At 71.4% G+C, this 24,782-nt stretch carries 18 protein-coding genes; 13 read left to right on the top strand and 5 right to left on the bottom strand.

Annotated elements, in window-relative coordinates; translation table 11 throughout:
- Window positions 1–185 precede the first annotated feature (185 nt).
- The 3 genes from ACIGHB_RS32535 (at window position 186) to ACIGHB_RS32525 (ending at window position 5,690) form a co-directional block, all read left to right on the top strand.
- Window positions 186–1,331 (top strand): FG-GAP repeat domain-containing protein, encoded by a 1,146-nt coding sequence (locus ACIGHB_RS32535; protein ID WP_399918195.1) that lies wholly within the window; start codon window positions 186–188, stop codon window positions 1,329–1,331.
- Between the two features lie 372 nt (window positions 1,332–1,703).
- The gene (locus tag ACIGHB_RS32530) at window positions 1,704–3,449 is read left to right on the top strand and encodes an FG-GAP repeat domain-containing protein (protein WP_399918193.1); all 1,746 of its coding nucleotides are present in this window, start codon (window positions 1,704–1,706) and stop codon (window positions 3,447–3,449) included.
- A gap of 264 nt (window positions 3,450–3,713) precedes the next feature.
- Complete coding sequence (locus tag ACIGHB_RS32525; protein WP_399918191.1) at window positions 3,714–5,690, top strand: FlgD immunoglobulin-like domain containing protein; 1,977 nt, start codon at window positions 3,714–3,716, stop codon at window positions 5,688–5,690.
- Window positions 5,691–5,947: 257 nt separating this feature from the next.
- Here the strand turns inward: ACIGHB_RS32525 and ACIGHB_RS32520 are convergent, their stop codons facing one another.
- A complete protein-coding gene (locus tag ACIGHB_RS32520; RefSeq protein WP_399918189.1) occupies window positions 5,948–6,223 on the bottom strand; it encodes a hypothetical protein in 276 nt (91 codons plus the stop codon).
- An 18-nt stretch (window positions 6,224–6,241) separates the two neighbouring features.
- On the opposite strand from ACIGHB_RS32520, the gene ACIGHB_RS32515 reads away from it, so the two are divergent.
- Window positions 6,242–6,523 carry a DUF4352 domain-containing protein gene (locus tag ACIGHB_RS32515; RefSeq protein ID WP_399918187.1) on the top strand — a complete coding sequence of 94 codons (282 nt, stop codon included), beginning with the start codon at window positions 6,242–6,244 and terminating at the stop codon, window positions 6,521–6,523.
- Window positions 6,524–6,584: 61 nt separating this feature from the next.
- On the opposite strand, the gene ACIGHB_RS32510 is transcribed toward ACIGHB_RS32515, so the two are convergent.
- From ACIGHB_RS32510 to ACIGHB_RS32500, 3 genes are all read right to left on the bottom strand, one after another.
- Window positions 6,585–7,340 (bottom strand): SGNH/GDSL hydrolase family protein, encoded by a 756-nt coding sequence (locus tag ACIGHB_RS32510; protein ID WP_399918185.1) that lies wholly within the window; start codon window positions 7,338–7,340, stop codon window positions 6,585–6,587.
- Window positions 7,337–7,807: a cupin domain-containing protein gene (locus ACIGHB_RS32505; protein WP_399918183.1), complete on the bottom strand. Its 471-nt coding sequence runs from the start codon at window positions 7,805–7,807 to the stop codon at window positions 7,337–7,339. Before ACIGHB_RS32505 ends, ACIGHB_RS32510 begins: the two co-directional genes overlap by 4 nt.
- 151 nt (window positions 7,808–7,958) lie before the next feature.
- Entirely contained in the window at window positions 7,959–8,795 is an 837-nt protein-coding gene (locus tag ACIGHB_RS32500; RefSeq protein ID WP_399918182.1) for a helix-turn-helix domain-containing protein, read from the bottom strand.
- Window positions 8,796–9,251: 456 nt separating this feature from the next.
- On the opposite strand from ACIGHB_RS32500, the gene ACIGHB_RS32495 reads away from it, so the two are divergent.
- The 4 genes from ACIGHB_RS32495 to ACIGHB_RS32480 all read left to right on the top strand — a co-directional run bounded on the left by ACIGHB_RS32495 (window position 9,252) and on the right by ACIGHB_RS32480 (window position 13,959).
- Window positions 9,252–9,626: a hypothetical protein gene (locus tag ACIGHB_RS32495; RefSeq protein ID WP_399918180.1), complete on the top strand. Its 375-nt coding sequence runs from the start codon at window positions 9,252–9,254 to the stop codon at window positions 9,624–9,626.
- A gap of 63 nt (window positions 9,627–9,689) precedes the next feature.
- Window positions 9,690–11,933: a DUF6571 family protein gene (locus ACIGHB_RS32490; protein ID WP_399918178.1), complete on the top strand. Its 2,244-nt coding sequence runs from the start codon at window positions 9,690–9,692 to the stop codon at window positions 11,931–11,933.
- Window positions 11,934–11,960: 27 nt separating this feature from the next.
- On the top strand, window positions 11,961–12,926 hold the full coding sequence (locus ACIGHB_RS32485; protein ID WP_399918176.1) for a hypothetical protein: 966 nt from the start codon (window positions 11,961–11,963) through the stop codon (window positions 12,924–12,926).
- A gap of 556 nt (window positions 12,927–13,482) precedes the next feature.
- Window positions 13,483–13,959 (top strand): hypothetical protein, encoded by a 477-nt coding sequence (locus ACIGHB_RS32480; protein WP_399918175.1) that lies wholly within the window; start codon window positions 13,483–13,485, stop codon window positions 13,957–13,959.
- Window positions 13,960–14,230: 271 nt separating this feature from the next.
- Here ACIGHB_RS32480 and ACIGHB_RS32475 read toward each other — a convergent pair whose 3' ends face one another.
- Window positions 14,231–14,452: a hypothetical protein gene (locus tag ACIGHB_RS32475; RefSeq protein ID WP_399918173.1), complete on the bottom strand. Its 222-nt coding sequence runs from the start codon at window positions 14,450–14,452 to the stop codon at window positions 14,231–14,233.
- A gap of 1,043 nt (window positions 14,453–15,495) precedes the next feature.
- Here ACIGHB_RS32475 and ACIGHB_RS32470 point away from each other — a divergent pair.
- The 5 genes from ACIGHB_RS32470 (at window position 15,496) to ACIGHB_RS32450 (ending at window position 24,487) form a co-directional block, all read left to right on the top strand.
- A complete protein-coding gene (locus ACIGHB_RS32470) occupies window positions 15,496–15,996 on the top strand; it encodes a hypothetical protein (protein WP_399918172.1) in 501 nt (166 codons plus the stop codon).
- Window positions 15,997–16,657: 661 nt separating this feature from the next.
- Window positions 16,658–19,267: a PQQ-binding-like beta-propeller repeat protein gene (locus ACIGHB_RS32465; RefSeq protein ID WP_399918170.1), complete on the top strand. Its 2,610-nt coding sequence runs from the start codon at window positions 16,658–16,660 to the stop codon at window positions 19,265–19,267.
- Between the two features lie 121 nt (window positions 19,268–19,388).
- Window positions 19,389–21,695 carry a protein kinase gene (locus ACIGHB_RS32460; protein WP_399918168.1) on the top strand — a complete coding sequence of 769 codons (2,307 nt, stop codon included), beginning with the start codon at window positions 19,389–19,391 and terminating at the stop codon, window positions 21,693–21,695.
- 273 nt (window positions 21,696–21,968) lie between these two features.
- Window positions 21,969–22,859, top strand: coding sequence for an ATP-binding cassette domain-containing protein (locus tag ACIGHB_RS32455; protein WP_399918166.1), 891 nt, complete (start codon window positions 21,969–21,971; stop codon window positions 22,857–22,859).
- On the top strand, window positions 22,856–24,487 hold the full coding sequence (locus tag ACIGHB_RS32450; RefSeq protein WP_399918164.1) for an ABC transporter permease: 1,632 nt from the start codon (window positions 22,856–22,858) through the stop codon (window positions 24,485–24,487). The genes ACIGHB_RS32455 and ACIGHB_RS32450 overlap by 4 nt, the downstream gene beginning before the upstream one ends.
- Window positions 24,488–24,782: the final 295 nt, after the last annotated feature.

Genomic DNA, 24,782 nt, shown 5'->3' with positions numbered 1-24,782 from the left:
CAGATCCGTCCTGGAGGGGGAACGGGCGGCATCTGCGCAGGTCAGAGCTGTGCTGGTTGCTGCACAGCTGTTTTCAGGGGAGGGTTTTCGCGGTGTTTCAGGGTGTTGTTTCCAGCCGTCGGGTGGTGGCTGCGGCCGGTGTCGCTCTCGCGGTGGCGGGTGGGTGTCTGACGGTGTCGGCGCCGGTGTCCGTGGCCGCGCCGCGTGCCGGGGTGGCGGACGGGATCGTCAGCGGTGCGCTGTTCGGACCGCAGGTCAGTCTGGACACGCCGGGCGGGCGTGCCGTCCTGGAGTGGAAGCTGACGCGACTGGACGTCTCGGTGTCCGCGACGCTGCGGCACACGCGGACGGGTGAGACGAAGACGGTGTCGCTCGAGCCGCCCACCCGGAGCGACGACGACATCGTGCGGGCACGCATGAACTGGAGCGGTCTGCTCGACAGCGGTGACCGGGCCTTCAACGGCGCCTACACGTGGAGCCTGCGGGTCACCCCGTACGGCGGGCAGGCCACCACGGCGACCGGTTCGTTCACCGTGGTGCGCAAGCCGAGGCTGCACGACTTCGACGACAACGGCTCCCCCGACCTGCTCGCCAGGAACAGCGGCGGCAAGCTGGAGCACTACAGCTCCAACATCACGCAGATCGCGCCGCAGATGACCGGCTATCGCACCGCGGTCGGTCTGGGGTGGGAAGCGTACGACCGGATCGAGGTCGCCGGGAACGTCGCCGGCGCCTCGCATCCCGACCTCCTCGCCCGGGACAAGAGCGGTGTCCTGTGGCTGTACCAGGGCAACGGCCGTACCGGCTTCGCCACCCGGGTGAGGGTGGGCAGCGGCTGGAACGCGTACGACAAGCTCGCCGGCGGCAGCGACCTCACCGGCGACGGGCGGGCCGACCTGCTGGCCACCGACAAGAGCGGTGTGCTGTGGCTGTACAAGGGCACCGGGTCCGCGACATCGCCGTTCGCCACCCGGACCCGGATCGGCGGCGGCTGGGGCGTCTACAACGACCTGTCCGCCACCGGGAACCTTGTCGGTACGGCCGCCGGCGACCTGCTGGCGCGGGATCGGTCCGGGGTGCTGTGGCTCTACCAGGGCAACGGCAGTGGCGGCTTCACCGCCCGTACCCAGGTCGGTGGCGACTGGGGCTCCTACCGCCACGTGACGGGTATCGGCGACGCCGACAACGACGGTCGCGCCGACGTCTTCGCCGTCGACTCGACCGGCACCACGTACCTGTACAAGAGCACCGGCACCACGACCGGACTGTTCAAGCCGCGTACGAAGACCGGCATGGCGTTCTCCGCGAGCGCCTACAACCACGTCACCTGACCGTCGGGCCCACTCCCCCGCAGGCGAGCGGGGCGGGGCGGGTGGGTGGTTGGGCGGCCGGGGCGGGTGGGCGGGGGCGCGTTACTCCGGTCGCCCAGCCGGCGGTGTACGGCCACCGCTTGCCCGTGCGTCTGCGATCGCGGGGCGGCGGGCCCAGTGCTTGTCCCTCGGCGACCAGGCGTGTCTTAATCGGCGACAAGGCGGATCGGGGCCCGGTGAGCGGCAGCCTCCTGACCGGCCCGCCATCCCGCCGTCACACGGGATGCGCCCGGGCCGATGAACCGATCGTGCTCACACCCTGTCACCTCTGCGCAGCCAACTCGGCTGCATTGCAAGGTCGTTGACCACGCACTACTTCACCCTGAAGGATCCATGACACGTCACATCCGTCGGACGGCCGCGCTCTTCGCAGCCGCCGGCTTCCTGACCGCGGGAACCCTCCTCGCTCCGACCACCGCCTCCGCGGCGGACGAGCTGAAGCTGTCCGGGTACGACGTGGTGGCGGGGCCGGGCTCCATGCCCCGCTTCTTCCCGATCGTCGAGTCCGGCACGACCCTGTGGGGGAAGGTCGTCGTCACGGTCGGCACGAAGCCGATGACCGACCCGGCGGGCGCCGGGGCGGGCCTTCCGAAGGGCTACGTCGCCCGCGCCAACAGCTGTACCCAGGCCGCCGGGTACACGGGCGTCTTCGTCTGCCAAACACCGATAACCGGCGATCCCGACGCCGTTGTGCCCGTCGACGCCACCGACACCACCCTGTACTGGGGCTTCGCCTACATGCCGGACGGCGGCGACCTCGCCGCGGCTGTGAAGGAGGCCCGCAGCGCCGGCAGTCTCCCCGCCGCCGGCGGGCGCGGCACCGCCAAGGTCACGGTGAAGTCCGCTGCCTCCGCCGCACTCAACACCGTCGCCTTCGACACTCCGGCTGTCCCGAACGGCGGAACGGTCAGACAGCAGCTCCGCGTCCACGCGGCGGACGCCGGACGGCTCGCCCTGCGCTTCACCAAAGCCCCGGGCCAGCTGATCAGGGTCACAACCGTCATCCGCCTCGGCAAGCCGACTCCCGATGCCGGCGCCGAGTGCACCGTGCCCATCCCCGAACTCGACTCGGGTGCGGCCGGGGCCACTCTGCACTGCGAGCTCGAACCCGGCGATCACGTCATCGGTTACGAGCTCACCAGTGCGCCGGGCCAGTACGCGCAGAAGTACGTGGCCTACACCAGCTATGACCTCTACACCGCTGCCACGCCTCCCGAGGCTTTTGTCCGGCACACCAGCGCCCCGTTCGCCGTCCAGGGCAGCACGGTCCGGCCCTTCCACGGGCTCATGGCCCGCGACACCACCGGCAGGCTGTGGAAGTACTCGGGTACGCGCGACGCCGACGCGCCCCTCGCCTACCGGGACCTGATCGGGCCCGGCTGGCAGACCTACACCGCCCTCACCTCCCTCTCCCCCGCCGCCCAGGCCCCCTACTATCCCGGCGCCGTGAAGCCGTCGGCCGTCACCCGCCGTCTGGGCGATGTCGTCGCCCGCGACGCTTCCGGCACGCTCTGGTACTACGACCGCCAGTTCGGCACCGACAAGCCCTTCGCGCCCCGCGTCCGCGTAGGCACCGGCTGGAACATCTACGACCGCCTCGACGGCGCCGGGGACCTCGACCGGGACGGGTACGTCGACCTCCTCGCCCGCGACAAGGCCGGCGTCCTGTGGCTGTACAAGGGCACGGGCCGGCTCGTCGACGGCAACCGGTTCAAGACCCGGGTCCGCGTCGGCGCGGGCTGGGGCGGGTACGACCGGCTCGCCGGCGGCGCCGACCTGAGCGGCGACGGCCGCGCCGATCTGCTGGCCCGCGACAGGTCCGGCGTGCTGTGGCTGTACAAGGGCAGCGGCAGCGGCAGCGCTCCGTACGCCGGCCGGACCCGCGTCGGCGCGGGCTGGGGCGGGTACGACCAGCTCGTCGTCGCCGGCGACCTCACCGACGACGGCCGCGCCGACGCGGTCGCCACCGACCGGGCCGGTGTCCTGTGGCTGTACAAGGGCACGGGCAAGGCGACCGCACCGTTCACCGGGCGGACCCCGATCGGCGGCGGCTGGGGCGAGTTCAACCGCTTGTTCTGACCTCGCCCCCGCCATGAACACACGCGATGGGGGTTCCGGGGGCGGGGTGCGCAGGATCCTGGCCAGAGCCGTACAACCTTGAACGGCCGTGACGAGTCTGGTGTGGGTGAGGTGAACGTCGCCCACACCGCACCACACCACACCACGGAGGTCTTCCCTCCTTTGAAATACCTCGGCCCGGCCGTAGCCCTCGTTCTCTCCGTGAGCGCTGGGGGCTTGAGTACACCGGCTTTCGCGGCTCCGACGGCGGAGGGAGAGACTGGGGTGGCGGCGGAAGCGGTCGCGCCGCTGGCCATACCCACCGATTCCGTAATGCTCAGCGCCGGGGAGACCGGCATGCTCAGCCGCACCGGTACCGGTGCCTCGGCCGTCCACCGGTGGACGCGACTGGCCGACGGCGTCACCACCGCCCTGCCGGCTGGGTCCTACTGGGGCAGTGCCGGTACCGACCTGGTCGTGTCGCAGAAAGGGGCCGTGTACACGCTCACCGACATGAGCGGTGCGGTCGGGCCGGTCGTAATCGACACCTCGGCGTTCAACACCGCCGCCACCCCGTACGTGGTGGACCGGGTCGTGGGCGAGTCGCTGTTGATGACGGCCACCGTGGGTGGAGCCGAGGAGTTCCACCTCGTCTCGCGGGGCGAGAACGGTCAGGTCACCGACCGGAAGGTCGATCTGGCCGTGGGATCGAGGCTGATGTTCAGTTACTCCTCCGGTCCGGACAGCCTCGCCGTCTCCTACGGGGAGCCGATGGCGAACGGGTACTACCGGGCTCGGCTCAGCACGGTGGACATCGCCACCGGTGCGGTCACCGCGTCCCATGACTTCCTTCCCGAGGCGAACCACACCGCGATCACCGTCACGCCTACCCACCTGACCTGGGTTCTCAATCCGTACGGGACCGACCCGCAGCTGCAGGTGCTCTCCCGTGCCACGGGCTCACCCGTATCCACCACGCCGCTGATCCGCCGGGAGACGAACGGTCTGACGGTGCACCACGTGGGCGACTGGGTGACGCTGGTCAAGCCGGGCGGAGGCACCGCCACCTCCCCGCACCCGTACACGCCGCTCACCGCGCGCTCCCTGAACGGCGGGGCGGAGGTGCGGCTGCTGGACCACGCGGGCTCGGTGGCGAACAGTCCCGACGGGAGCCTGCTCGTCCTCGGCGGCACCCTCGCCCACGGCGAGGGCCTGTACCGGATCGCCCCCGACCCCGTCACCGGCAAGCCCACCGCCACCCTGGTGCGCTCCTCCGACCGGCCCACCGGCCTCGCCGTGGTGAAGCAGACCCTTCCGCCGACCGGCACGTTCGACTTCGACCGCGCGGGCGGCAAGCTGACCGCCGGCTGGACCCTCAGCCGCTTCAACGCCTCGACGACGCTGACCCTCACCCACACGGCGTCCGGCCGGACCGTGAAGCTCGACCAATTGCCCCGCGACGGCGTCACCGCCCACTCCCTCACGTGGGACGGGCTGTACAAGGACGGCCTTCCGGCGTTCAACGGCGCCTACACCTGGACGATGACGGCCACGCCCTCCAACGGCATCGGGCCGGCCGTCGAGCGCAAGGGGTCCTTCACCCTCACCCGTGCCCCGCGCCCGCACGACTTCGACGACAACGGCTCCCCCGACGTCCTCGCCCGCGACCGGAACGGCAACCTCTCCTCGTACGACATCCGGCAGGTGTGGAGTCTCGACGCGTACGAGTCTCCGTATACGCTCCCGATCGGGGGCGGGTGGAACGCGTACGACCGGATCCTCGCCGCCGGCGACCTGGGCGGTACCCGCAATGGCGACACCGTCGCCCGCGACAAAAGCGGCGTGCTGTGGGTTTACGTAGGCAAGAGCGGCCACAAGGCACCCTTCGCCCCGCGCACCCGGATCGGCGGCGGCTGGGGCATCTACAACCAGCTCACCGCCACCGGCAACCTCGCCGGCGGCCCCGCCGGCGACCTCGTCGCCCGCGACCGCGCCGGCGTCCTGTGGCTCTACCTCGGCAAGGGCGACGGCACCTTCTCCGCCCGCACCCGCATCGGCGGCGGCTGGAACACGTACGACGATATCATCGGCATCGGCGACGTCGACGCAGACGGCCGCAACGACCTCCTCGCGTCCAACGGACGTATGACAGACGACACCGTCCTGCACCTCTATCGGGGAACCGGCCAGTGGAAGATGCCCCTCGCCCCGCGGCAGTCCGACTCGGTCGAGCAGCGCTTCTATCTCGGCAACCTCTTCTGAGCTGACCGAACCTCCCTCAAGCCGGCCGCGCGCACCCTCGCGCGCGGCCGGCTCTGGTACGCGGGACCGCCGGCCCGTGCGATCAGGATTCGGCGGGGGTTGGTGTATTCGTCGCTCTCGACGCCCGCGATCGGGACGTTCCGCTGACGTCTTGTTGTGCAGTAGTGGCACGGATTGACACCGGCCTAGCTGTGCGCGCACACCCTCGTTTCCCAGGAGTCACGCGTGTCCACGCCCTCGCAGCCGGCCGGCCCCGGCTACCCCCAGCAGCCCCCGCAGTGGGGTCCGCCTCCGCCCCAGAAGCAGCGCAACGGCTGGAAGATCGCCACCTTCGTTCTCGGTGGGCTGTTCTTCGTCTCCTGCACCGCCAACGTCGTCAACTCCTCCGGCAGCGACGAGAACGCCGACGCCAAGCCGAAGGCCGGCCAGTCGTCCGACGCCAAGTCCCAGGCTGCCGCACCCGCGAGCAAGCCGGCCGAGGACCCGAAGCCGAAGGCCACCGAGACGCTGCCCGTCACCATCACGGCGGCCAAGGCCCCTTCAAGAAGACCGTGTTCCACGACAGCGACGACTACACGTCGCTCAAGGTCACCGTCACCAACAACACCGACGACAAGATCTCCGTCAACCCGCTGTACTTCGAGGTCAAGGACGCCGACGGGGTGAAGTACAACACCGAGGTCTTCGGAGGGGAGACCGACCTGCGCGCCGTCGAGTTGTTCAAGGGCGAGAAGGCCAACGGCACCATCACCGTCAAGGGCAAGATCGACGCGGTGAAGGTGTACTACCGCAAGGACGGATGCGGCACCTCCTACAGCGCCCCCGTGAAGTAGCCGCGGACGATGTGGCGGCCGGGGGGCGGGGGCCGGAAGCGGGGCCGGGAGCCGGAAGTGGCTATGTGCTCTGGGTCAGGAGACCGGTGTCGATGGCCTCGGCGATGAGGGTGGCGCCGCGGCTGTTCTGGTGGATGTGGTCGGTCGTGAGGACGAGACCCCGCCGCCGCGCGATCGTGTCGAGGCTGCGGCGCAGCAGTGTGTGCTGGGCGAGGACGCCGATGACCGCTGCGGGTGTCGCCTCCCGGTAGGGGATCGGCGGCGGGTCCGCTCGGCGGAGTTCCTCGGTCTGGCGTTCGTGGAGCGGGAGGTAGGACACCTCGTGGGTGGCGGCGACCTCGGCGATCATCCGGCTGTACGCCTGCGATGCCTGTGCCGCCGCTCCGTCGAGTTGCTGGCCGAGGACCGGGAGCGAGAGCAGACCGATCCTCGCGTCGGTCTCCGCTCGCAGCCGTGCGACGACGTCGCTCAGGCACCGTTGGAACCAGTCTGGCGACGGGCGTTCGGGGAGCTGTTTGCGCTTCATGGCCTGCTCGACGGGGTAGCCGGGAAGGCTCGCTCGGGCGTCGTTGGTGCCGATCAGAATGGTGATCGCATCGGGTGGGTTGGTGACGACGGCGTCGAGGCGCTGCAGGAGGTTGTAGGCGAAGTCGCCGTTGACGCCGAAGCGGGTGGGGTGCACGTCGACGGGAGGGTGGCTTCGGTGGTGCGGGTCGTGTCGGTCGTGTCGGTGGCGGCGTCCGAGAAGGGCCAGGTAGTCGGCGCTGAACTGCGCTCGGGTGATGCTGTCCCCGAGGCAGGCGATGCGTGTCGTCACGGCGCTTCCTCTGGATGGGGCGCGCCGACCGGTTCGGTCGGGCGGAGGTCGGTCCGGGGACGGTGATCGGTGCCGAGGGTCGCCGTGATGGCCAGGATGGACGCCGGCCCCTCCATGTCGACCACGTGCCATACGCCGGCCGGGTTGATGGTGGCCTCGCCCGGTCCGAGCCGCACTCGGTCGGGCAGCCCGTCCACGTCACGGGTGACCGTCACGGACCCGCTGAGGCAGACGACCAATTCGTCGCCCGCGGGGTGGCGCTCCGCGTGGTCGCCGAGTCCGTCGCCGTCGAAGATCATCACCATCCGGCCTTCGGCGCCGTCTGACGCGACCGCGGCGCTGTATGCCTGGAGCACGTCCGGGTGCCATGCGAAGCCTTCGACGGGTTTCGCTGTCGATCCCCGGCCGAGGTGCACGGGGGTGGTCCGGAGGTCCATGCTCTTGCGTTCGTTGTCGACGAGTCTCATGCCGACGATCGTCCACTGCGGCGATCGGGCGGTCTTGAAGAAATGGGAAGAGGAGCCGGCGCGATGGATGGGCCGACGGACGGGCGGTGGGCAGACGAGCGGTGGGCAGACGAGCGGTGGGCGGACGGGCGGTGGGCGGACGGGCGGCGGGTTACCCGGCTCCGAGGAGGACCTCGCCGTGGCGCCAGGCCGTCGGTGAGCGGCCCGTGAACTCGCGCCAGTCCCGTACCAGATGGGCTTGGTCGGCGTAGCCGGACGCGGCTGCCACGTCGCCCCACGGGAGCGGATCCCGCGCCGCCGCCAGTTCGTGCGCGTGCTCGAAGCGCAGGACGCGGGCGGCGGTCTTCGGCGACAGGCCCACTTCAGCGCGGAACCGCTCGGTGAGGTACCGGCGGCTCCAGCCGAGTTCCGCGGCGACCGTGCCGACTTGGACGCGGCCCCGCGCGGCGACGAGGCGGCGCCATGCCTCGGCCACCTCGGGGCGGACCCGGTGCGCGTGGTCGCGGGCGGCGGCATTGCCGACAGCCCGGAGGAGCAGTTCGTCCAGCGCGGTGAACCGAGCCGCCCATGTCGTCGCCGATCGGAGCCGGTCGACGACCTCGGCGGCGAGCGCTCCGAGGAGGTCGTCGAGGGGGACCAGGCGGTGGGCGAGCTCGGCGGCGGGCATGCCGTAGACGGCCCTGGCTCCGAGCGGTGTCAGCGACACCTGGACACCCTTTTGGCGTCCGTCGTGGTGTATCGCGACGGACCGGCACATCAGACCGCCGGCCACGCCGCCGAAGGGGGTGACCGGTGACCCGTCGTCCACGCCCGCCGCCACCTCCAGGGGGTCGGACAGGCTGATCACCGCGGTGAGCGCGCGGCTCGGCGGGCCGCAGTGCACTCCCGCGGGGAGTCCGCGGAGATCGAAGCCGACGTACGAGTCGACGTAGTCCCTCAATGCGGGGGCCGGACGTGCGGCCAGCCCGGTGACCGTGTGGTCCTCCATTTGCGTGAGTGTACGAGGCGGCCGTCTCGCCCAGAACAGCTTCACCATGCGGCGTTCCGCTCTCCGCGCCGGCGCGGAGAGCGGAACGCCGCACTTTCCCCGGGGGCGGGCGGGCTTCTCGGGGACCGATCCCGCACGCGCGGGGGTTCTGTTGTTCGGTGCCGCCCCCTCCCCCCTCCCCCTCCCCCGCCGCCGGGGCCGTTGGAGAGCTGCGAGGGCTCCTGGCCGAAGGTGCTCCGGCAAGCGTTCCGTTGCTGCCTGACGTGATGACCGGGCCGGGGGGGCAGGGGCCGGGGCTGTGCAAGGGCGGCTCCCTCATTTCGATCCTGCCTGACCGTTTCTGATCGCGATGGGTAAAGTGATCTTGGACCGACGTACAACAGTTCATCGACGGGGGGCGGCAGCGTGGCTTGGGCCGAACGGGGGCAGGGCGCAGCAGAGGCGGGTGGGCAGCAGATGCTGCTGAACCAGGTCGCATCGGCGGCCGGGGGTGGGGGTTCCGCGAATCTCGTGTCGACGCCGGCGCAGAAGAAGGCCGCCGCCGACGCCATCGAGAAGCACCTTGAGCCCGACACGAAGAAGGCCGGTGACACGGCCGAGTCGACCACGAGCGCCGCGGTCAGCGAGTTCAGTGGCAAGGACGGAGAAGGGTGGGACACCTCTCCGGCGCTGAAGAAGGCCCATGCGGTGTGGGAGCGGCAGGTCAAGGGGCTGATGGGACGGCTGGGGTCGGAGAAGAGTGCCCTGCGCGGCACGTCGCTCCTGCTGCGGAACACCGACGTGGGCGTCGGTCTGCAGACGCGCCAGTCGTCCGGACTCGACAAGCTCTGAGCCGGCTGGGAACCGAACTGTCCGTGACGGCCTGGGGGAAGCATGCCGACGTACCACGAAGTGATGACCACCGACCTGTCCAAGCTCACCTCCGCCGCGTCGAAGTGGGATGACATGGCGGGTGAGTTCAAGAAGCTGGAAGAGCAGTACGAGCGGGACGTCCACGGGATATCCCTGGCTCCGTCCTGGCAGGGGCAGAGCGCGGAAGCCGCGAACGCCCGGTTCGCCGTGACCTTGAGCGAGTACAAGGCCGCGCAGAAGGAGGCGAAGGCGATCGCGGCGCTGCTGCGCGACGCGCACGCCCAGTTCGTCGACCTGCGCGGCAAGGTGCGCGGCGTCCGGGACGACGCGGTCAAGGCGGGGATGGCGGTGTCCGAGCAGGGGCACGTCTCGTTCGACACCGCCCGGCTCAATGACAGTGAACGCAGCGCCTACATCCACGACCCCAGCTACCAGGACTCGGTCCGCTCGTCGGTGGGCGAGTGGAACGCGGCGATCACCGCAGCCGTCAAGGCGGTGGCCGACGCCGACGACGGCGTCCGGATCGCCCTGGAGGCGGTCGTGGTGGACAGCAATCCGCTCGACGGCACCTTCGACGGCTTCAACGCGGGCGCGAAGAGCGATGTCGAACTGTACGAGGCGGATCGGGCGGAGGACATCGCCACCCGGATCAACGGCGGGGAGAAGGTCTCGGCCGCGGACCTGGCAGAGCTGCAGCGGTCCTTCCGTGACAACTCCTCCCGGCCCGAGTTCACCCAGACGTTCCTGAACGGGATGGGGGCGCAGGGCACCCTGAGGTTCACGAACCGGCTGAACGATCTCGCCTATCACGACGACAAGAAGCAGCGGGAGACCTACCTCGGTCTGGAGAAGGGGCTGGCGAACTCCCTCTCGAACGCCATGCGGGACCCGAAGTCGGCGTTCTACAAGGACTTCCGTGAGCAGTTGAAGCAGGCCGGTACCGAGAAGTTCGACCTCAAGGAGGCCGGCGAGCGTCCGAACGTGATCAGCCGGGGTCACGGTCAGCAGGTCCGTGGCTATCAGAGCCTGGTCACGCTCATGCAGCAGGGCGACGGCTACTCCGATTCCTTCCTGCACGACCTGGCCGACGACATCCGTACGGCCGAGGACAAGAAGCGCGGCGGTGACCCCGGCGTCTGGGACCTGCAGGGTGATTTCAGCGGCAAGGACGGCGGGTGGTTCGCCAACGACCCGCTCGACGGAGTGCTCGGCCTCATGGCCAAGGATCCCGATGCCGCGACCTCGTACCTCGATCCCGGGCCGGAGGGCAAGAACGACAACCTGCAGTACCTGCTGAAGGATCGCGACTGGAACCTCGTCGACACCCCGGAGTGGCGCGGCAACATCGAGACCCAGGCCGACCGCGAGAGCGAGGAGCGGGACGTCCGTACGGGTCTGGGCCTGATCCTGGAGTCGTCGACCACGGGTCATCCGCCTCTGGGACCGAACCAGGACCCCTGGCCCGTGACCCCGCACACGGAGGGCCAGGCCCGCATCATGCACGACGTGATCACCGGCCTCGGCCCCGATCAGAAGGTGCACGAGAACATGCGGGAGCCCCTCTCCCGTGCCCTGGCCTCGTACACCGAGGACACCCATCAGATCCTGGGCGGCATGGGCAGCAGCCAGTACGTCACCGCAGCGACGGGCGAGGGGTTCTTCCGCGACGGCGACAAGGTCCACATGGCGGCGAGCCAGAAGGACCTGGCGCAGTTCATGCGCGGCCTGTCGGACGACCCGGAGGCGTACGCGACGCTGCACAAGGCGGAGTCGCGGTACATCAGCCTGGAGATGGAGAAGATCCCGAAGGGCGCCGACGGCTTCACCCAGAGCAACCCCCTCAGCAACGCGGGGGCCACCCTGGGCGCCTACAGCGCCATCCGGGAGGACGTGATCAACGACGAGCGTATGTCCGCCTACAGCGCGGCGGACTGGAAGTCGAAGATGGCCTACCACGTCGTCGGCGGGGCCGTCACCCCTCTCTACTTCACCACCGCCGGTGGGGTCTCCATCGCCTTCGGCGACTCGATCCAGCGCGGCGTCGACACCTGGGCCTGGGTCATGGGCAACAACCTGAAGGCCGAAGCGGACACCACGGCCAACGCGGGCATCGCCGACCACTACCTCAACGCCAACAACCAGATGAACCTCATGGTCGACTCATGGGCCGACGGCCGGCAGGACATCGACGCCGACGAAAGGGCAGGGCTCAAGAGTGAGATCCTCGACGGCCATGACCGGGGCACCAACACCACGCAGAAGTACCTGACCGACACCACCAACTGACCCGGCCGCCCACGGAGGAAGTCGACCATGCCCAAGGACTCAGCCCGCCGCCCCCGAGCGGCCACAGCAGTGATCGTGCTCGGCATATGCCTGGCGCTGCTCGGCGGTATCGGGGCATGGCTGCTGCTCGGCCGCGAGTCGGCTCCTCCGTGCGGCGACCTGACGGAGAACCCCCGTGTCCAGAAGTCCGTCGGCGAGGGCGTCCGGCCCGGCATGAGCTGCCAGGCCCTCGGCGAGGCCATCGTGAAGGCCACGGCCGGCGACGGTCAGGGCAAGCACACCCTCGCCCAGGCGCAGGCCCTCAAGGACGTCCTCACCACGCTGGGAGAACACGGGACCGGCGACACCACCGTCGACCCGGCCCTGCGCCGCCCCCTGGCCGTCGCTCTGACCGACTACGCACCCGACCTGCACGCGATGCTCAGCGGCATCGCCGTCCCGGACTTCGTCACCAAGGCAGCCCCTCAGGAGCCGCCGTGGCAGTCCGACGGCACCTACCACCTCACCGTCCTCACCGGCACCCTCCACAACGTCCTGCGTGCCATCGCCCAGGACCCCGACGCCTACGCGACGCTCCGTCTGGCAGAGACCCGGACCGGCGGACAGCGCCTTGCGGGCGTTCCCGCCGGCGCCAAGGGGTACGGCCTCAGCGTGCCCCCGACCGAGGGCGCCCGCGCGCTCGGCGTTCTCGACGGCATCGCCGACTCGGTCACCCGGGACCTGGACGAGCAGGACGCACAGAAGTGGCGCGCGGCTGTACTCGGCGGGCTCAGCGCCGGCCGCGCCGCGACGGAGGAGGGCCTCGCGGCCACCTGGCTGGACAGTCTGGGCAGCACCCCGAAGGCCGATCGGTACGAGCGTCTGCGCACCCAAGGCGTCGACATGACCCGCCTGTGGGCGGAGCGGCGGAACATGGACGAATCCACGCAGCAGGGGCTCCTCGCCAAGGTCGAACGTAGCGCACTCGCCGCGTACCGCGAAGTCGAAGCCTGACGCGCATCCCGGCTCGTCACGTTCCAGATCATCTCTGATCCGACTGACCGGTGCCCCGTGGATGAGCCGCGCTGCCTCTGGTCGAGTACGGCGCATGAGTGAAGAGGTGGAGTGGGACTTCTCGGCGGAGGCGGGGCTGCGCTCGTGTTCCTAGCCAGGGGCCGAGGGAGTGGCGGGCATCCAATGACAAGGGCAGCACGTCGCGTTGGGTGACGCCGCGGCCATGGTGAACACGGGGTGCACGGCGCCCGGAGCGGCTTACCTCAGTGTGCTGGTCACCGTCGACGGCGCGGTGGACGGCGATGCCTCCGTACGGCGCCGCGACCCTCCAGGCGTTCGCCGTGGGGCTGGTACCGGCGGTGAAGAAGGCCCTCGGCTGCACTGCCTGACGCCCGGCAGGCATCCACGACCCCGCCGTACCCGGACTGCCCGGACGGGCCTCGCCCGGACACGGCGGGTACGGCCCCGCGACGCGGCCCGAGTCCGCGAGCCGGCGCATACGCAGGAACCCGGGCATCCGAGCCCACGAAGAAATACGAAAGCGACAGGAGAGAGCGTGGCGTGGCACGACCGCGAGCCCGTGTTCGTACGGAGGGGCCGATGGGTCTACAACTCGCGCAACCCCGTGGCGCGGGTACTGATGCTCCTGACCGTAGCCGGCCTCGTCGGCTCCTACCTCTACGTGTCCGACCAGGGGCAGTGGAGTGAGTCCGAGCTGCGCGACGCGGTCCACGGGGCCGCCCGCGATCTGGAGGCCGAGCCGCGGAAAGTGTACTTCATCTACGAGAGCCTGATCAGGGACGCCATCGAGGCGACGGACGAGGGTCCCGTTTCCGACCTCGTCATCAGCCCCACCGACGACGGCACTCTGAGCGGTGCGGTTGGCAGCGCGACGGAGGACAGCTTCAAGATCGGCGCCGCACACCTGCCCGACACCTACTGCATGCGCCTCTCTCCCCCCGAGCCGCCGCGCAGTGTGGGGAAGACCGCCACTGTCAGTCTGACTGTGCAGGTCGCACAGGGCGACTGCTGAGACCTCGTCCGCGGCAGGAGATCTTCGCGGTCACCAGCTCGGCTCGAACCCTCGTCGGGGGCAGGGAAGTCCATCACGAAGATCTATGCGGCGTCGTGACCGCCGGTGGCGTGTCCATGACTTGCGATCGGGATCGTGGTCAGTCAGCGTCGCGCTACGTGGTGTTGGCCGCGGCTGTTGCAGACAGCTGGGCGGAGGAACGGCCTGAGGCCCGTCGCGTGCGGCGGGTCTCAGCGGATTCCGGCGGTATGGCGGGGTGCGAGCTCAGCTGCTACTCGGCCGTTGGCTTGACGTACGTGTTGTCGAACCAGTCGAGGCACTCGCGGACGGAGCCGATCTTGGCGACCCCGGCGTGCAGCGCCTTCTGGTCGTGCCCGGCCAGGAACCAGCCGTCGGCAACCGGTTCGCCGCAGCCGCACAGGCGGGTGTCGTGTGGCGAGTCGAAGGAGGTGATCGGGTTCCGGGCCGAGTCCACGGGGGTGTCCTCGCCCACGTAGGCGTCGTAGACCGGGTGGCTCGCCTATCGGCCTGGGCCCGGGCGGCATCACGCTGCTCTTTGGGCAGGGTGCCTTCCTCGGTGGACCAGAGCCTGAGCATCTCTTGGGGGTCGCTCGAGGAGTTGGCCCGGCGGTCCCAGCGAGGGTTCAGCTGGGCAGCAAGGGCGGGTTCGTCGGCGATCGGGCCAACGTCCTCGGCAGTCTCGGCCAGATCTTCGGATCCTGTCGGATCCGATGCGGCAGGCACTCGCTCGCCGATTCCGAGGCCCGGCGAACCCGCGTCTACTGGAACGCAGCGAGCTGGAACTCTGCCGGGAGACGGCAATTACACGGTTCGGCTCCTGTGCCAGTCTGTGATGCATGGGGTGGAGCTTCAAGCTGAATGGGGGTCTCGCGGCCGGACTGGGCACGGCACTTCTTGTGCTTTCCGGGCTCACATGGCTGCCGGGGACGCTGCCGTTGGCTGACTCGGGATGGCCGGTAGCGGCGATTGCGGTATCGCTCTTCCCGATCTTCGCTGCTGCCCTCGCACGCCTGATGCTGGCGCGAGCAGACCGACGCTCCATGTGGTCGGCGCCGTCCTGGAGAGTGATCAACGCAGCATGTTCGCGATCCCGGGCGTGCTCTTCGTGGGGGCAGCATGTGGTGCCCTGACCGCTGGAGAGTTGCGCCGCGCGGAACTCGGGATCGCGAAGTGACGGGGCGCTGCGGGAACGGGCGGCACGTAGGAAGGGGTGGTCAGGCGGTTGTCCTTCGCCTGGTTCCCCACGCTGGGCGCTCCCCCGAGGAGGCCGAGGCGGTGCTGCCCGACGGCTGCGCCGCCCGCGTGGACTCGACCCGCCCCAGTGCATCACCGTGGCCTTCATCGCGCCCTCGTCGAAGGGCGAGGAGCAGCAGTAGGAGCTCGTCGAACGCGACGCAGCGATGCGCAACAGCGCGGCAGTCGTTCGGGAGGCGGCCACGAACCTCGCACGCAGCGCGGGCTGCGGGTGAACGCCGCGCGGACAGGGCCCGGTCGGGCCGATCACGGATCGGAGTCATGGTGAGCGAGGAACCGGTCTTCGTCAGGAGTGGGTGGGGAACGGGCCGGTACGTCTACAACCCCCGCAATCCGGCAGGTCTCGCACTGATCGTCCTGGCGTCGCTCATCGCGCTCGGCGGGCTGTTCGGCATGCGGGCCGAGTCGACGTGGAGTGAGGGCGAGATCCGCGACGCCGTCCACAAGGGCGTCGCGGATCTGGACGGGAAGGGGCACTACACGAGTCTCTCGGGCGACCGTGGCTTCCTGATCGCCGAGGCGATCGAGGAGAGCGGTATCGGACCCGGATACGGCGTCGAGACGCACAAGGAGGACGACGGCGACGGCTACACCGTCGGTACCGAGGACACCGACACCGAATACTGCGTCCGCGTCACGCTGACTCCGGACCCGGAGCCACCCGTGGTCTTTCAGGGAACCGAGGACCTGCCGCCGCCCGGCCCCGACATGCTCGACTTCTACGTCTCCCACGCGACCTTCAGCAAGGGCGCTTGCCGCTGACGCCGTCGACCGTTGAGCAGGAGCAGCCCTCCGCGCCGGTCGCTGTGGAGTGGGTCGGCCAGGCGAGGTTCCTGGTGGAGAACGCGTTCAGTGGCCTCAGCGATGGGGCGACATGGGCGGGCGCGGCCGGGCACGCAACCCTCACCCTCGTACGGGCCGGGCGCATGAATCGTCGGCGGTTGAACCGCACGGGAGTCAGGGGCCGCAGGAGTCGACGCTCGCGCCGCCGGCGCCCGTGCCGCGTTGCCTCGGGATGGCAGGAAGCGGCACTGCCGCTCGCCGCGCCGGCCGGCATCAGCAGCGGGGAGGCAGCCGAGGAGGAGCCTGCGCTGCCTCCGCCCGCGCCCGCCGCTCCCTCGCCCCGGTCCGTCCGCCGCCTACCGCCGCGCGATAGAGGCACGTATCCGACGCCGCCCTGGACGATGCGTCGGCCCAGACCCAGAAGGCTCGGCGGTCGCCGCCGCCCGGCCGGCGCCTCCTGCTCAGCGAACCTGCGCCGGTCCATGCAGGGCGTACGGAGCCGCTCGCAGACGAGGGTGGCGCGGAGCGTGGCCGGATGCCAGGCTTGATCGTCGGGAGTGCGGTGAGGGACCGCCACACGTCAACGGGGGTGTGAGGAATGGCAGTCGACGGGTGGGACGGGTACGGGAGGCGCCGTAGCGTGCTCGGTGCGCTGCCGGAGCGGGCTTCCCGGCTCATCGGCCCGTACCGGATCCTCGCCCGTCTCGGCTCGGGCGGCATGGGCGAGGTCTTCCTCGGTGCCGACACCCGCCCGTCTGCCGGAGGTGCCGGGCCGCGGCTGGCGGCGGTGAAGACCGTCCGGCCCGAGCTGGTCGGGGACCAGGCGTTCCGCGACCGGTTCCGCCGAGAGATGGACACCGCCCGCTCGGTCGAGAGCCGCTTCGCCGCCCGGCTGCTGACCGGCGACGCGGAGGCCGCGCGGCCGTGGCTGGCCACCGAGTACGTGGTCGGGCCCACGTTGGATCACGCGGTCCGCACGGCGGGTCCCCTGCCCGTGGCGACCGTGCGGGCCCTCGGGTTCGATCTCGTGCGGGGGCTGCGTGGCATCCACCACGCCCGTGTCCAGCACCGGGATCTGAAACCGTCGAACGTCCTGCTCGGCCGGGACGGCGCCAAGGTGATCGACTTCGGTATCGCGCGGGCCTTCGGCGCCAGCACGATGACCGCGACGGGGGCGATGCTGGGCTCGCCGGGACATATGTCCCCGGAGCATGTGCTGGGCGGTCGGCATGTGGTGGCGGCGTCGGACGTCTTCTGCCTGGGCACGGTGCTGTGTTACGCCGCCACCGGCGAATCCCCCTTCGGTACCGGCCCGTTGGCCGCCGTGCTCTACCGGATCTCGCAGGCGGAGGCGGATCTCCGCGCGGTGCCCGACGCGGTGCGCGCGCTGATCGAGGACTGCCTGTCCCTCGACCCCGGCCACCGGCCCGACTCGGCGGCCCTGGAAGAGCGATTCCGGGCAGCGGTGCGGGCGGATGCCGGGGCCTCGGCGGGCGTGTCCGGTGACGCGGGTGAGGTGGGGGCGGCCTGGGCGGTGTCCGGCGTGCCGGGGGGCGCCTCGCCCGGTGAGGAGGACGTGAGCCGGACGCTCTGGCCTTCGGCCGTCCGGGAGTTGGTGGCCACCCACGAATCCGAACTCAAAGCGGTCATCGCGGCGGCAGGCCCCCTGACCACTCCCGCGCCCACGATGCCGGGCGCCCCTCCCGTCCACAGCGCCGAAACGGTCACGCGCCCGCCGGACGGGCAGGGTTCCGTGCCGTCCCCCGGCACGGCCCCCGCCGCTCCGGGCGCTGGTCGTCCAGGCCCGAGCCGACGCGCGATCGTCACCGCGGTCGCGGCGGTCCTCGCCGTCGGAGTGCTGGGCGCCTTCGGCCTGAGGGCCTTGCAGAACGACAGCGGCGACGAGGCGGGAGGCGGCCTGCCAGGGCCTGGGGCCTCTTCCGGGACGGCCGGCTCCTCGTCGCCCTCGACGTCGGGTTCACCGCCGGCCGAGGACGCCGCGGTCACCGGCCTGGACCGGCTCGGTGTCGAGCGCAGCCGCTACTTCCCGGCCGATCCTGCCGCCCGCCCGGCAGGCTGGAAGCCGTGGTCGGGAACGCTGGAGGAGCGGCCGTGGAGCTGTGCCCTCAGCCCCGAGGTACTGGTCTGCCGCACTCTGGCGGGTGGACTGGAGGCCGTGCGCCCCTACGACGGGAAACCGCTGTGGAAGGCGGCCTCCCCCTCCCCCGGTGAGCGTGCCGTGACCGGCAACCGGGGCGTCGTCCTCCCGGGGCGCGGCAGCAGCCCGCTGATCCAGGACGATGTCGTCGTCACGATGGAGGCCGGTGTGGTCAGAGGCCGCTCGGCCACGGACGGCACGGTCCTCTGGGAGCGCGACACGGGCGGTGGCGGGGAGACCGATCTCTACGGCGATCCCTTGCTCGGTGACAAGGTCGCGTTCTTCACCCTGGGCGGCCCGGGAAGCGTGTACGCGGTGGACGTCCGCACCGGCGAACGGTTGTGGGAGGCGGAACTCACCTCGCACGACGCGCCGATGGCCGGCTACGGCCTGTACCGTGCCGAGGCGTTCGTGGAGGGCAGGCTCCTCGCCGTGACCGACGGCGGCGTGGTCGCGTTCGAGGCCAGAACCGGTAAGCGGACGCCGGTGACCGTGCCGGGCGGCAAGAGCTGCTCCGCGATGCGCGTTCACGGCGGCCAGGTCTACTGCGACATCGAGGGCCAGGACACCGCGGTGCTGGACGCGGTCACCCTGCGCCTGGTCCCCGCGGACCAGGACCCCGATGCCCGTCCGCCCCGGGCGCGGGGCGTCGTCGCCGCCGGAGGCCGGGAGTACGGCCTGGAACCGAACGCGGCCGCCGGCGCGGTGGAACTCACCGACCTCTCGGCCGCCGGCGCCGACCGGGCCCCGCGCGCTGTCGGAGCGCTGCCCGGGCCGGAGGCGGACCAGGCCGAGTCGGCCAAGGGCGGCGCCCTCCACTCGGAGCCGGTGATCGTCGGATCGACCGCTCTCTTCGCCGACAACCGGATTCTGTACACCCTGCCCTTGCGCGGTGGTGGGAGCGAACGGCACGAGGTCGAGGGAGCGCCCGGCTACGGGCCGCCCAAGGGTTCCGGTGGCGGAGCCGACGGCATCGGGGAGTTCGACGACGTGGCGAACAAGGTCTGGGCGCCCGAGGTCATCTCACTCGGCGGGCTGCTGTACCTCGTCTTCCACGACGGCACCGTCCGGTCCATCGAACTCCCCGCCTGACGTGCGGCGCTGACCGCCGGCACAGCCTGCGCGCGCCGTCCGCAGAACCGGCCGACCCAGACCCGTCCGACCCAGACCCGTCCGACACCCGTGACGACAGACCGAACCGGAGAGGTGCCCCGTGCTGCGCCCGCTCGACGCCAACGCCCCGTACGACATCGGCCCGTACCGGCTGCTCGCCGAACTCGGTTCCGGCGGGCTGGGTACGGTCCATCTCGCGGTCCCGCCCGGCGGTGGTGCCGCGGACCTGGTCGCGCTGAAGACCGTACGCGGCGACCTGGAGCAGCAGGGCGACTTCCGGCTCCGCTTCCGGCGCGAGGCGGAGGCGGCGCGTGCCGTCCGCGGCCCGTACGTGTCCGCTCTCGTCGACGCCGCCCCGGAGGCCGAACGGCCATGGCTGGCCACCGAGTACATCGCCGGTCCTTCGCTGGCGGAGGCGGTGCGCCGGCGGGGCCCGCTGCCCGTCCCGGTCGTCCGGGACCTGGGCGCTGCCCTGGCCCGTGGGCTGTCGGCCGTGCACGGCTCACGGCTCGTCCACCGGGACCTGAAGCCGGCCAACGTCGTCCTCGGCGCCGGCGGACCGCGGTTGATCGACTTCGGCATCGCCCAGGCGTACGACGCGACGGCGCTCACGGCGGCCGGGGTCCTGGTGGGTTCGCCGGGCTTCATGTCGCCCGAGCACATCGCGGCCGACCGGTCGGTGACCGCTGCCTCCGACGTGTTCTGCCTCGGGGCGGTGCTCTGCTTCGCCGCCACCGGCCGCGGGCCCTTCGAGGACACCGAACTCGCCGCGATCGTGCACCGCGTCGCCCAGGGGCGGCCCGACCTCTCCCGTCTGCCGGAGGACCTGCGGCAGATCGTGACCGCCTGCCTGCACCGGGATCCCGACCGCAGGCCGACGACCGCCGAGCTGATCCGTACGCTCGACACATCCTTCACCGGCCGGCCGGGCGTCCCCCCGGCGCCGGCCCCCGCGGCCTTCCCCTGGCCGGGCGACGTGCGCGAGCTCATCCGTACGTACGAGACCGCCGTCGCGGCCGCCTTGGCCACTCCCCCGATGCCCCGGACGGCCCCGGACCCCACCCCGGCCGGGGACTCTCCCGGGCGGATCCGCACCGGGAGCCGGGCGTGGGCACGTGGCCGCAGGCTGCGCCTGGCCATCGCGGGCGCGGGGGTGCTCGCCGGGGTACTGACGACCGCCCTTTTGCTCATCCCGGACGCCCCCGGACGGAAGGCTCCGGGAAACGCCGGTCCGGCACCGGAGCGGAGTGCCGGGTCGAACGGCGGAACCACCGGATCCTCTGCCACGCCGGCGCCACGCACCGCGCCCAGGGTGACCAGTGGTATGGCGGACTTCGGACCCGAGGCCCTGGACCGGACCCTCCAGCCCGCGGACTGGCGCCCCTGGGCGGTCTCCTTCGAAGGGCCCGGCGCGGCGGACGACTGCGCGCTCAGCGGCGACGTACTCGTCTGCCGGATCCGGGACGAGGCGACACGGCTGACGCGGCTGGAGGCTCGGGACGCCTCCGACGGCTCATGGTTGTGGCGCTATCCCGCCGAGGGGGAGCCGACCGGCCTCCTCGGTGTCGGCGGCCTCGACGTGGACGCCCGGCACGCCTATGTCACCGCGGCCGACGGGGACGGTTTCGACGTGCTGAGCCTGTCCGACGGAAAGCCGGTCGCCCGGCTGCCGGGCCGCACGGGGTACAGCCCGTCGGTGGTCCGCGTCCGCGACGGGCGGATCTTCACCTCGTACGCGGGCGGTGCCGGAGCGGGCCACGCCGCCAACATGCTCTTCCGCGCGTACGACGCCGACGACCGCGCCCAGATATGGGAACGGGTGATCCCCTGGGCGTTCCCGTCGAGCCTGGACACCGTCGGCGACCGCTTGTGGCTCACCGGCAGCCAGGCGACCCTCGCACTCGACCCGGCGACCGGGAAGACCCTGGCCGAGGCCCCCTGGAACTGCGACCGCCGTATCCGGAACTCCCCCTACGACGTCTGCGGCGGCGGCATCGTGGACGCGAGGACCCTGCGGCAGGTGAACGGCGCCCACCCGGGCATCCCGGAGGCCGTAAGCCGCGGCGGACTGCTCTTCGCCGAGGGGGACGGCCGCCGCGAGGGCTCCCGGTACCTCCAGGCGGTCGACGTGCGCAGCGGGAACGAGCAGTGGGCCGCGACCTGGACCCGCGGAGACTCCGTGGTGGTGGCCGGGGACAGGCTGCTGATCTTCGGCGCCGCGGGTGTGCGCGCCTTCGCCCTGGACGACGGTACTCCGCAGGCCTCCCTGAGCACCGTACGGAACTGGCCGCGGGGAGCCGGTTCCCTCACCGGAGAAAAGGCCCAGCCGACCACGGTGCTGGTGTCCGGTGGCGCCTACTTCCTGACCTTCGGCGACGGCACGGTGATGACGGCCCCGGTCCCCTGAGCCGGCTCCGGACGGCGACCGGTCGGCCCCCGGTAGACGTGTCTCCTCGAGGTGCCGGAGGTGGTGATGGCCGTGTCAGACGGGGCTGGAGCGGTGCTTGTCGAAGGATCTTCGGGCCGTCGGCCCGCGCCGCCCCGTTGATGTCGTCGGCGGCGGCCCGTGCTTGCTTCTTGTCCAGCGGGCTCGAGCGGGAGTACGTTCACGACTGGTGTGCCGGGAAGTCTGGTCGGCGGTCAGGGGCCGTGTGCCCGCCGTTCCTCTCGTGGAGGCCGCATGGTCCCGCCCGCCCTCCGTACGGAAGCCCTCACGAAGCGCTACGGCCGCATGACAGCGCTGGACAGCCTGGATCTGAGCGTCCCGCAGGGCGAGGTGTTCGGCTTTCTCGGGCCGAACGGCGCCGGCAAGTCCACTACCATCCGGTTGCTGCTCGGGCTGGCCCGGCCGACCGCCGGCCGGGCACGGGTCTTCGACACGGACGCGGCCGACGTGGACGTGACGCATCGCCGTCTGGCCTACGTGCCCGCCGACGTAGCACTGTGGCCCCGGCTGACCGGCGCCGAGACGCTCGAACTGCTGGCGCGGACGGGGCCGGGCACCGACCTCGTCTACCGGGACGAGTTGGTGGAGCGGTTCGGTCTGGATCCGTCCAAGCCGGGCCGGACGTACTCCACGGGGAACCGGCAGAAGGTCGCGCTGATCGCGGCTTTCGCCACCAGGGCCCCTCTGCTCGTGCTGGACGAGCCGTCCAGCGGCCTGGACCCACTGGTGGAACGGGAGTTCCGCCGAGCGGTGGGTGAGGCCCGGGACAACGGCCAGACGGTCTTCCTCAGTTCGCACCAGCTCGCCGAGGTCGAAGCCGTCTGCGACAGGGTGGCGATCCTGCGCGCGGGGCGGCTCGTGGACGTCGCGACCGTCAGAGAGCTGCGGCGGCTGCATCGCACGGAGGTGACGGCGGTCTTCGCCACCGCTCCGCCGGACCTGACCCGGATCCCCGGCGTGGAGGACGTCGAGGCGACCGACGCGACGACGGTCCGGTTCGCCCTCACCGGCCCGCCCGGTCCGGCCCTGCACGCACTGGCGGCCGCCGACGTGCTGAGTCTGGCCGTGCGTGAACCGTCCTTGGAGGAGATCTTCCTCGGCTACTACGGCGGGCAGGAGCGGTGACAGCCACGGAGACGGCACTGGGGAAGGGCTCGCGAACCGCCTCTTCCGCCAGGTGGGCGGTCACGGGCCTGGCGCTGCGTCAGACTCACCGGGGAGCGGCTGTCGTCATCGCGCTGACGGCCCTGATGTCCGTGGTGGCGGTGGGTGCCTATCGCAGTACCGTCGCGAGCCCGTCCGATGCCGCCGGTCTGGCCGCCCTGGCGGAGAATCCGGCGATCCGTACGCTGTTCGGCGAACCCGTGGCGCTGGACGACGCCGGCGGTTTCGCCGTGTGGCGAACCGGGACCGTGCTCTCGGTGCTGCTCGCGGTGTGGGGGCTGCTCGCCGCGACACGGATCACCCGGGGCGAGGAGGACGCCGGCCGTTGGGACGTCCTGCTCGCCGGGCGTGTGCCGGTCAGGAGCGTGGTGGGGCGCCACCTCGTAACCCTCGTGGCCTGGGTGCTCCTGGCGGGCGTGGCCGCGTTCACCGGTCTCGTCGCCGCGGGTGCGGCCGCGGGCGGCGCGGCGGCGCACGCGACGGGTCTCGCCCTGTGCGGGGTGTTCTTCGCCGCCCTGGGTACGCTCACGTCGCAGGTGTTCGCCGCGCGGACACCGGCCAGCGGGGCGGCGGTGGCGGTGCTCGGCGTCGGCATGCTGCTCAAGATGGTCGGAGACGGCATCGCGGATCTGGAGTGGCTGCGCTGGCTCTCGCCCTTCGGCATGGCTGCACTCGCACGCCCCTACGACGGTGACCACGTGGGGCCGTTGGCGGTCCTGGGAGCCGTCTGCGCGCTGCTGGCCGTCGTCGCCACCGCCTCGGCAGGACGACGGGACATCCGCGGCGGCCACCTGCCGTCTCCTTCGGGCCGGGCGCCGCGCAGGGTCCTGCTCGGTTCGGCGCAGGCATTCGCCGTACGTCGCCTTCTGCGGCCGCTGGCCGCCTGGTCGGTGGGGATCGGTGTCTACTTCCTCCTCATCGGAGTGCTTGCCGTCTCCATGACGGCATTCCTCACCGCCAACCCGCGGTTCGCCGAGCTCGCCGCGCAGGCCGGCTTCGGCGGGCTGGCCACCGTCGAGGGATACGTGGCGGCGCTGTTCGCGCTCCTGGCCGTCCCCGTCGGGGCGTTTGTCTCGGTCCGGCTCGCCGACCTGGCCCAGGACGAATCCTCGCGACGGCTGACACTGCTCCTCGCTCAGCCTGTCACCCGGGTGAGGCTGCTCGCCGCCGAGGCCACCACCGCGATCGGGGGCGCCGTCGTGCTCACGACCGTCGCCGGCCTCGCCACCTGGGCCGGAGCCAGGGTGGTCGGTGCCGGCCTCGGCCTTCTCGCCGCGTTGTCCGGGGCGTGGAACGTTCTGCCCGTGGTCGTCCTGTGCCTGGGTACGGGGGTGCTCGCGCTCGCCTGGGCTCCGCGCGCGGTGGCGTTGGCCGGATGCGTCCCGGCCGTGGGAGGGTTCTTGCTGGAGGTTTTCGCCGACACCTGGGGATGGCCGACGTGGATCGGACAAGCGTCTCCTTTCGCGCATCTGGCGGCCGTACCCGACGCCCCTGTCGGTTGGCTTGCCGCCATGGTGATGACGTCCGTCGGCATCCTCGCCGCGCTTGTCGGCGCGGTCGGCTATCGGCGACGGGATCTTCGCGTCTGACCGTGCGGAGTGCGGGGTCAGCGCTTCTCCGAGATGACCTGCGCGAGCAGCAGGGCGGCGAGCAGAGCCCAGGGCAGGTATGCGGGCCTGCCGTGACGTAGGTCGGGACGACGAGGCGGATGAGGACCGCGAGGGGCTCGGGGTCGGTGAAGACGTGCCGCGGGCGTCGCCCGAGACGGTGACGCCCGCGGCGAAATGGGCGAAGAGCGGGACGGCGACACCGGCCGAGAACGGGTGGACGAGGCGCCCGCCCGGCGAGACCGTCCCGCCCGCGTCGGGACCGCTCGCGGCTCGG

Source organism: Streptomyces sp. NPDC085460 (assembly GCF_044541975.1).
Classification (GTDB): Bacteria; Actinomycetota; Actinomycetes; order Streptomycetales; family Streptomycetaceae; genus Streptomyces.
This window is presented reverse-complemented; position numbering and strand designations above follow the sequence as displayed.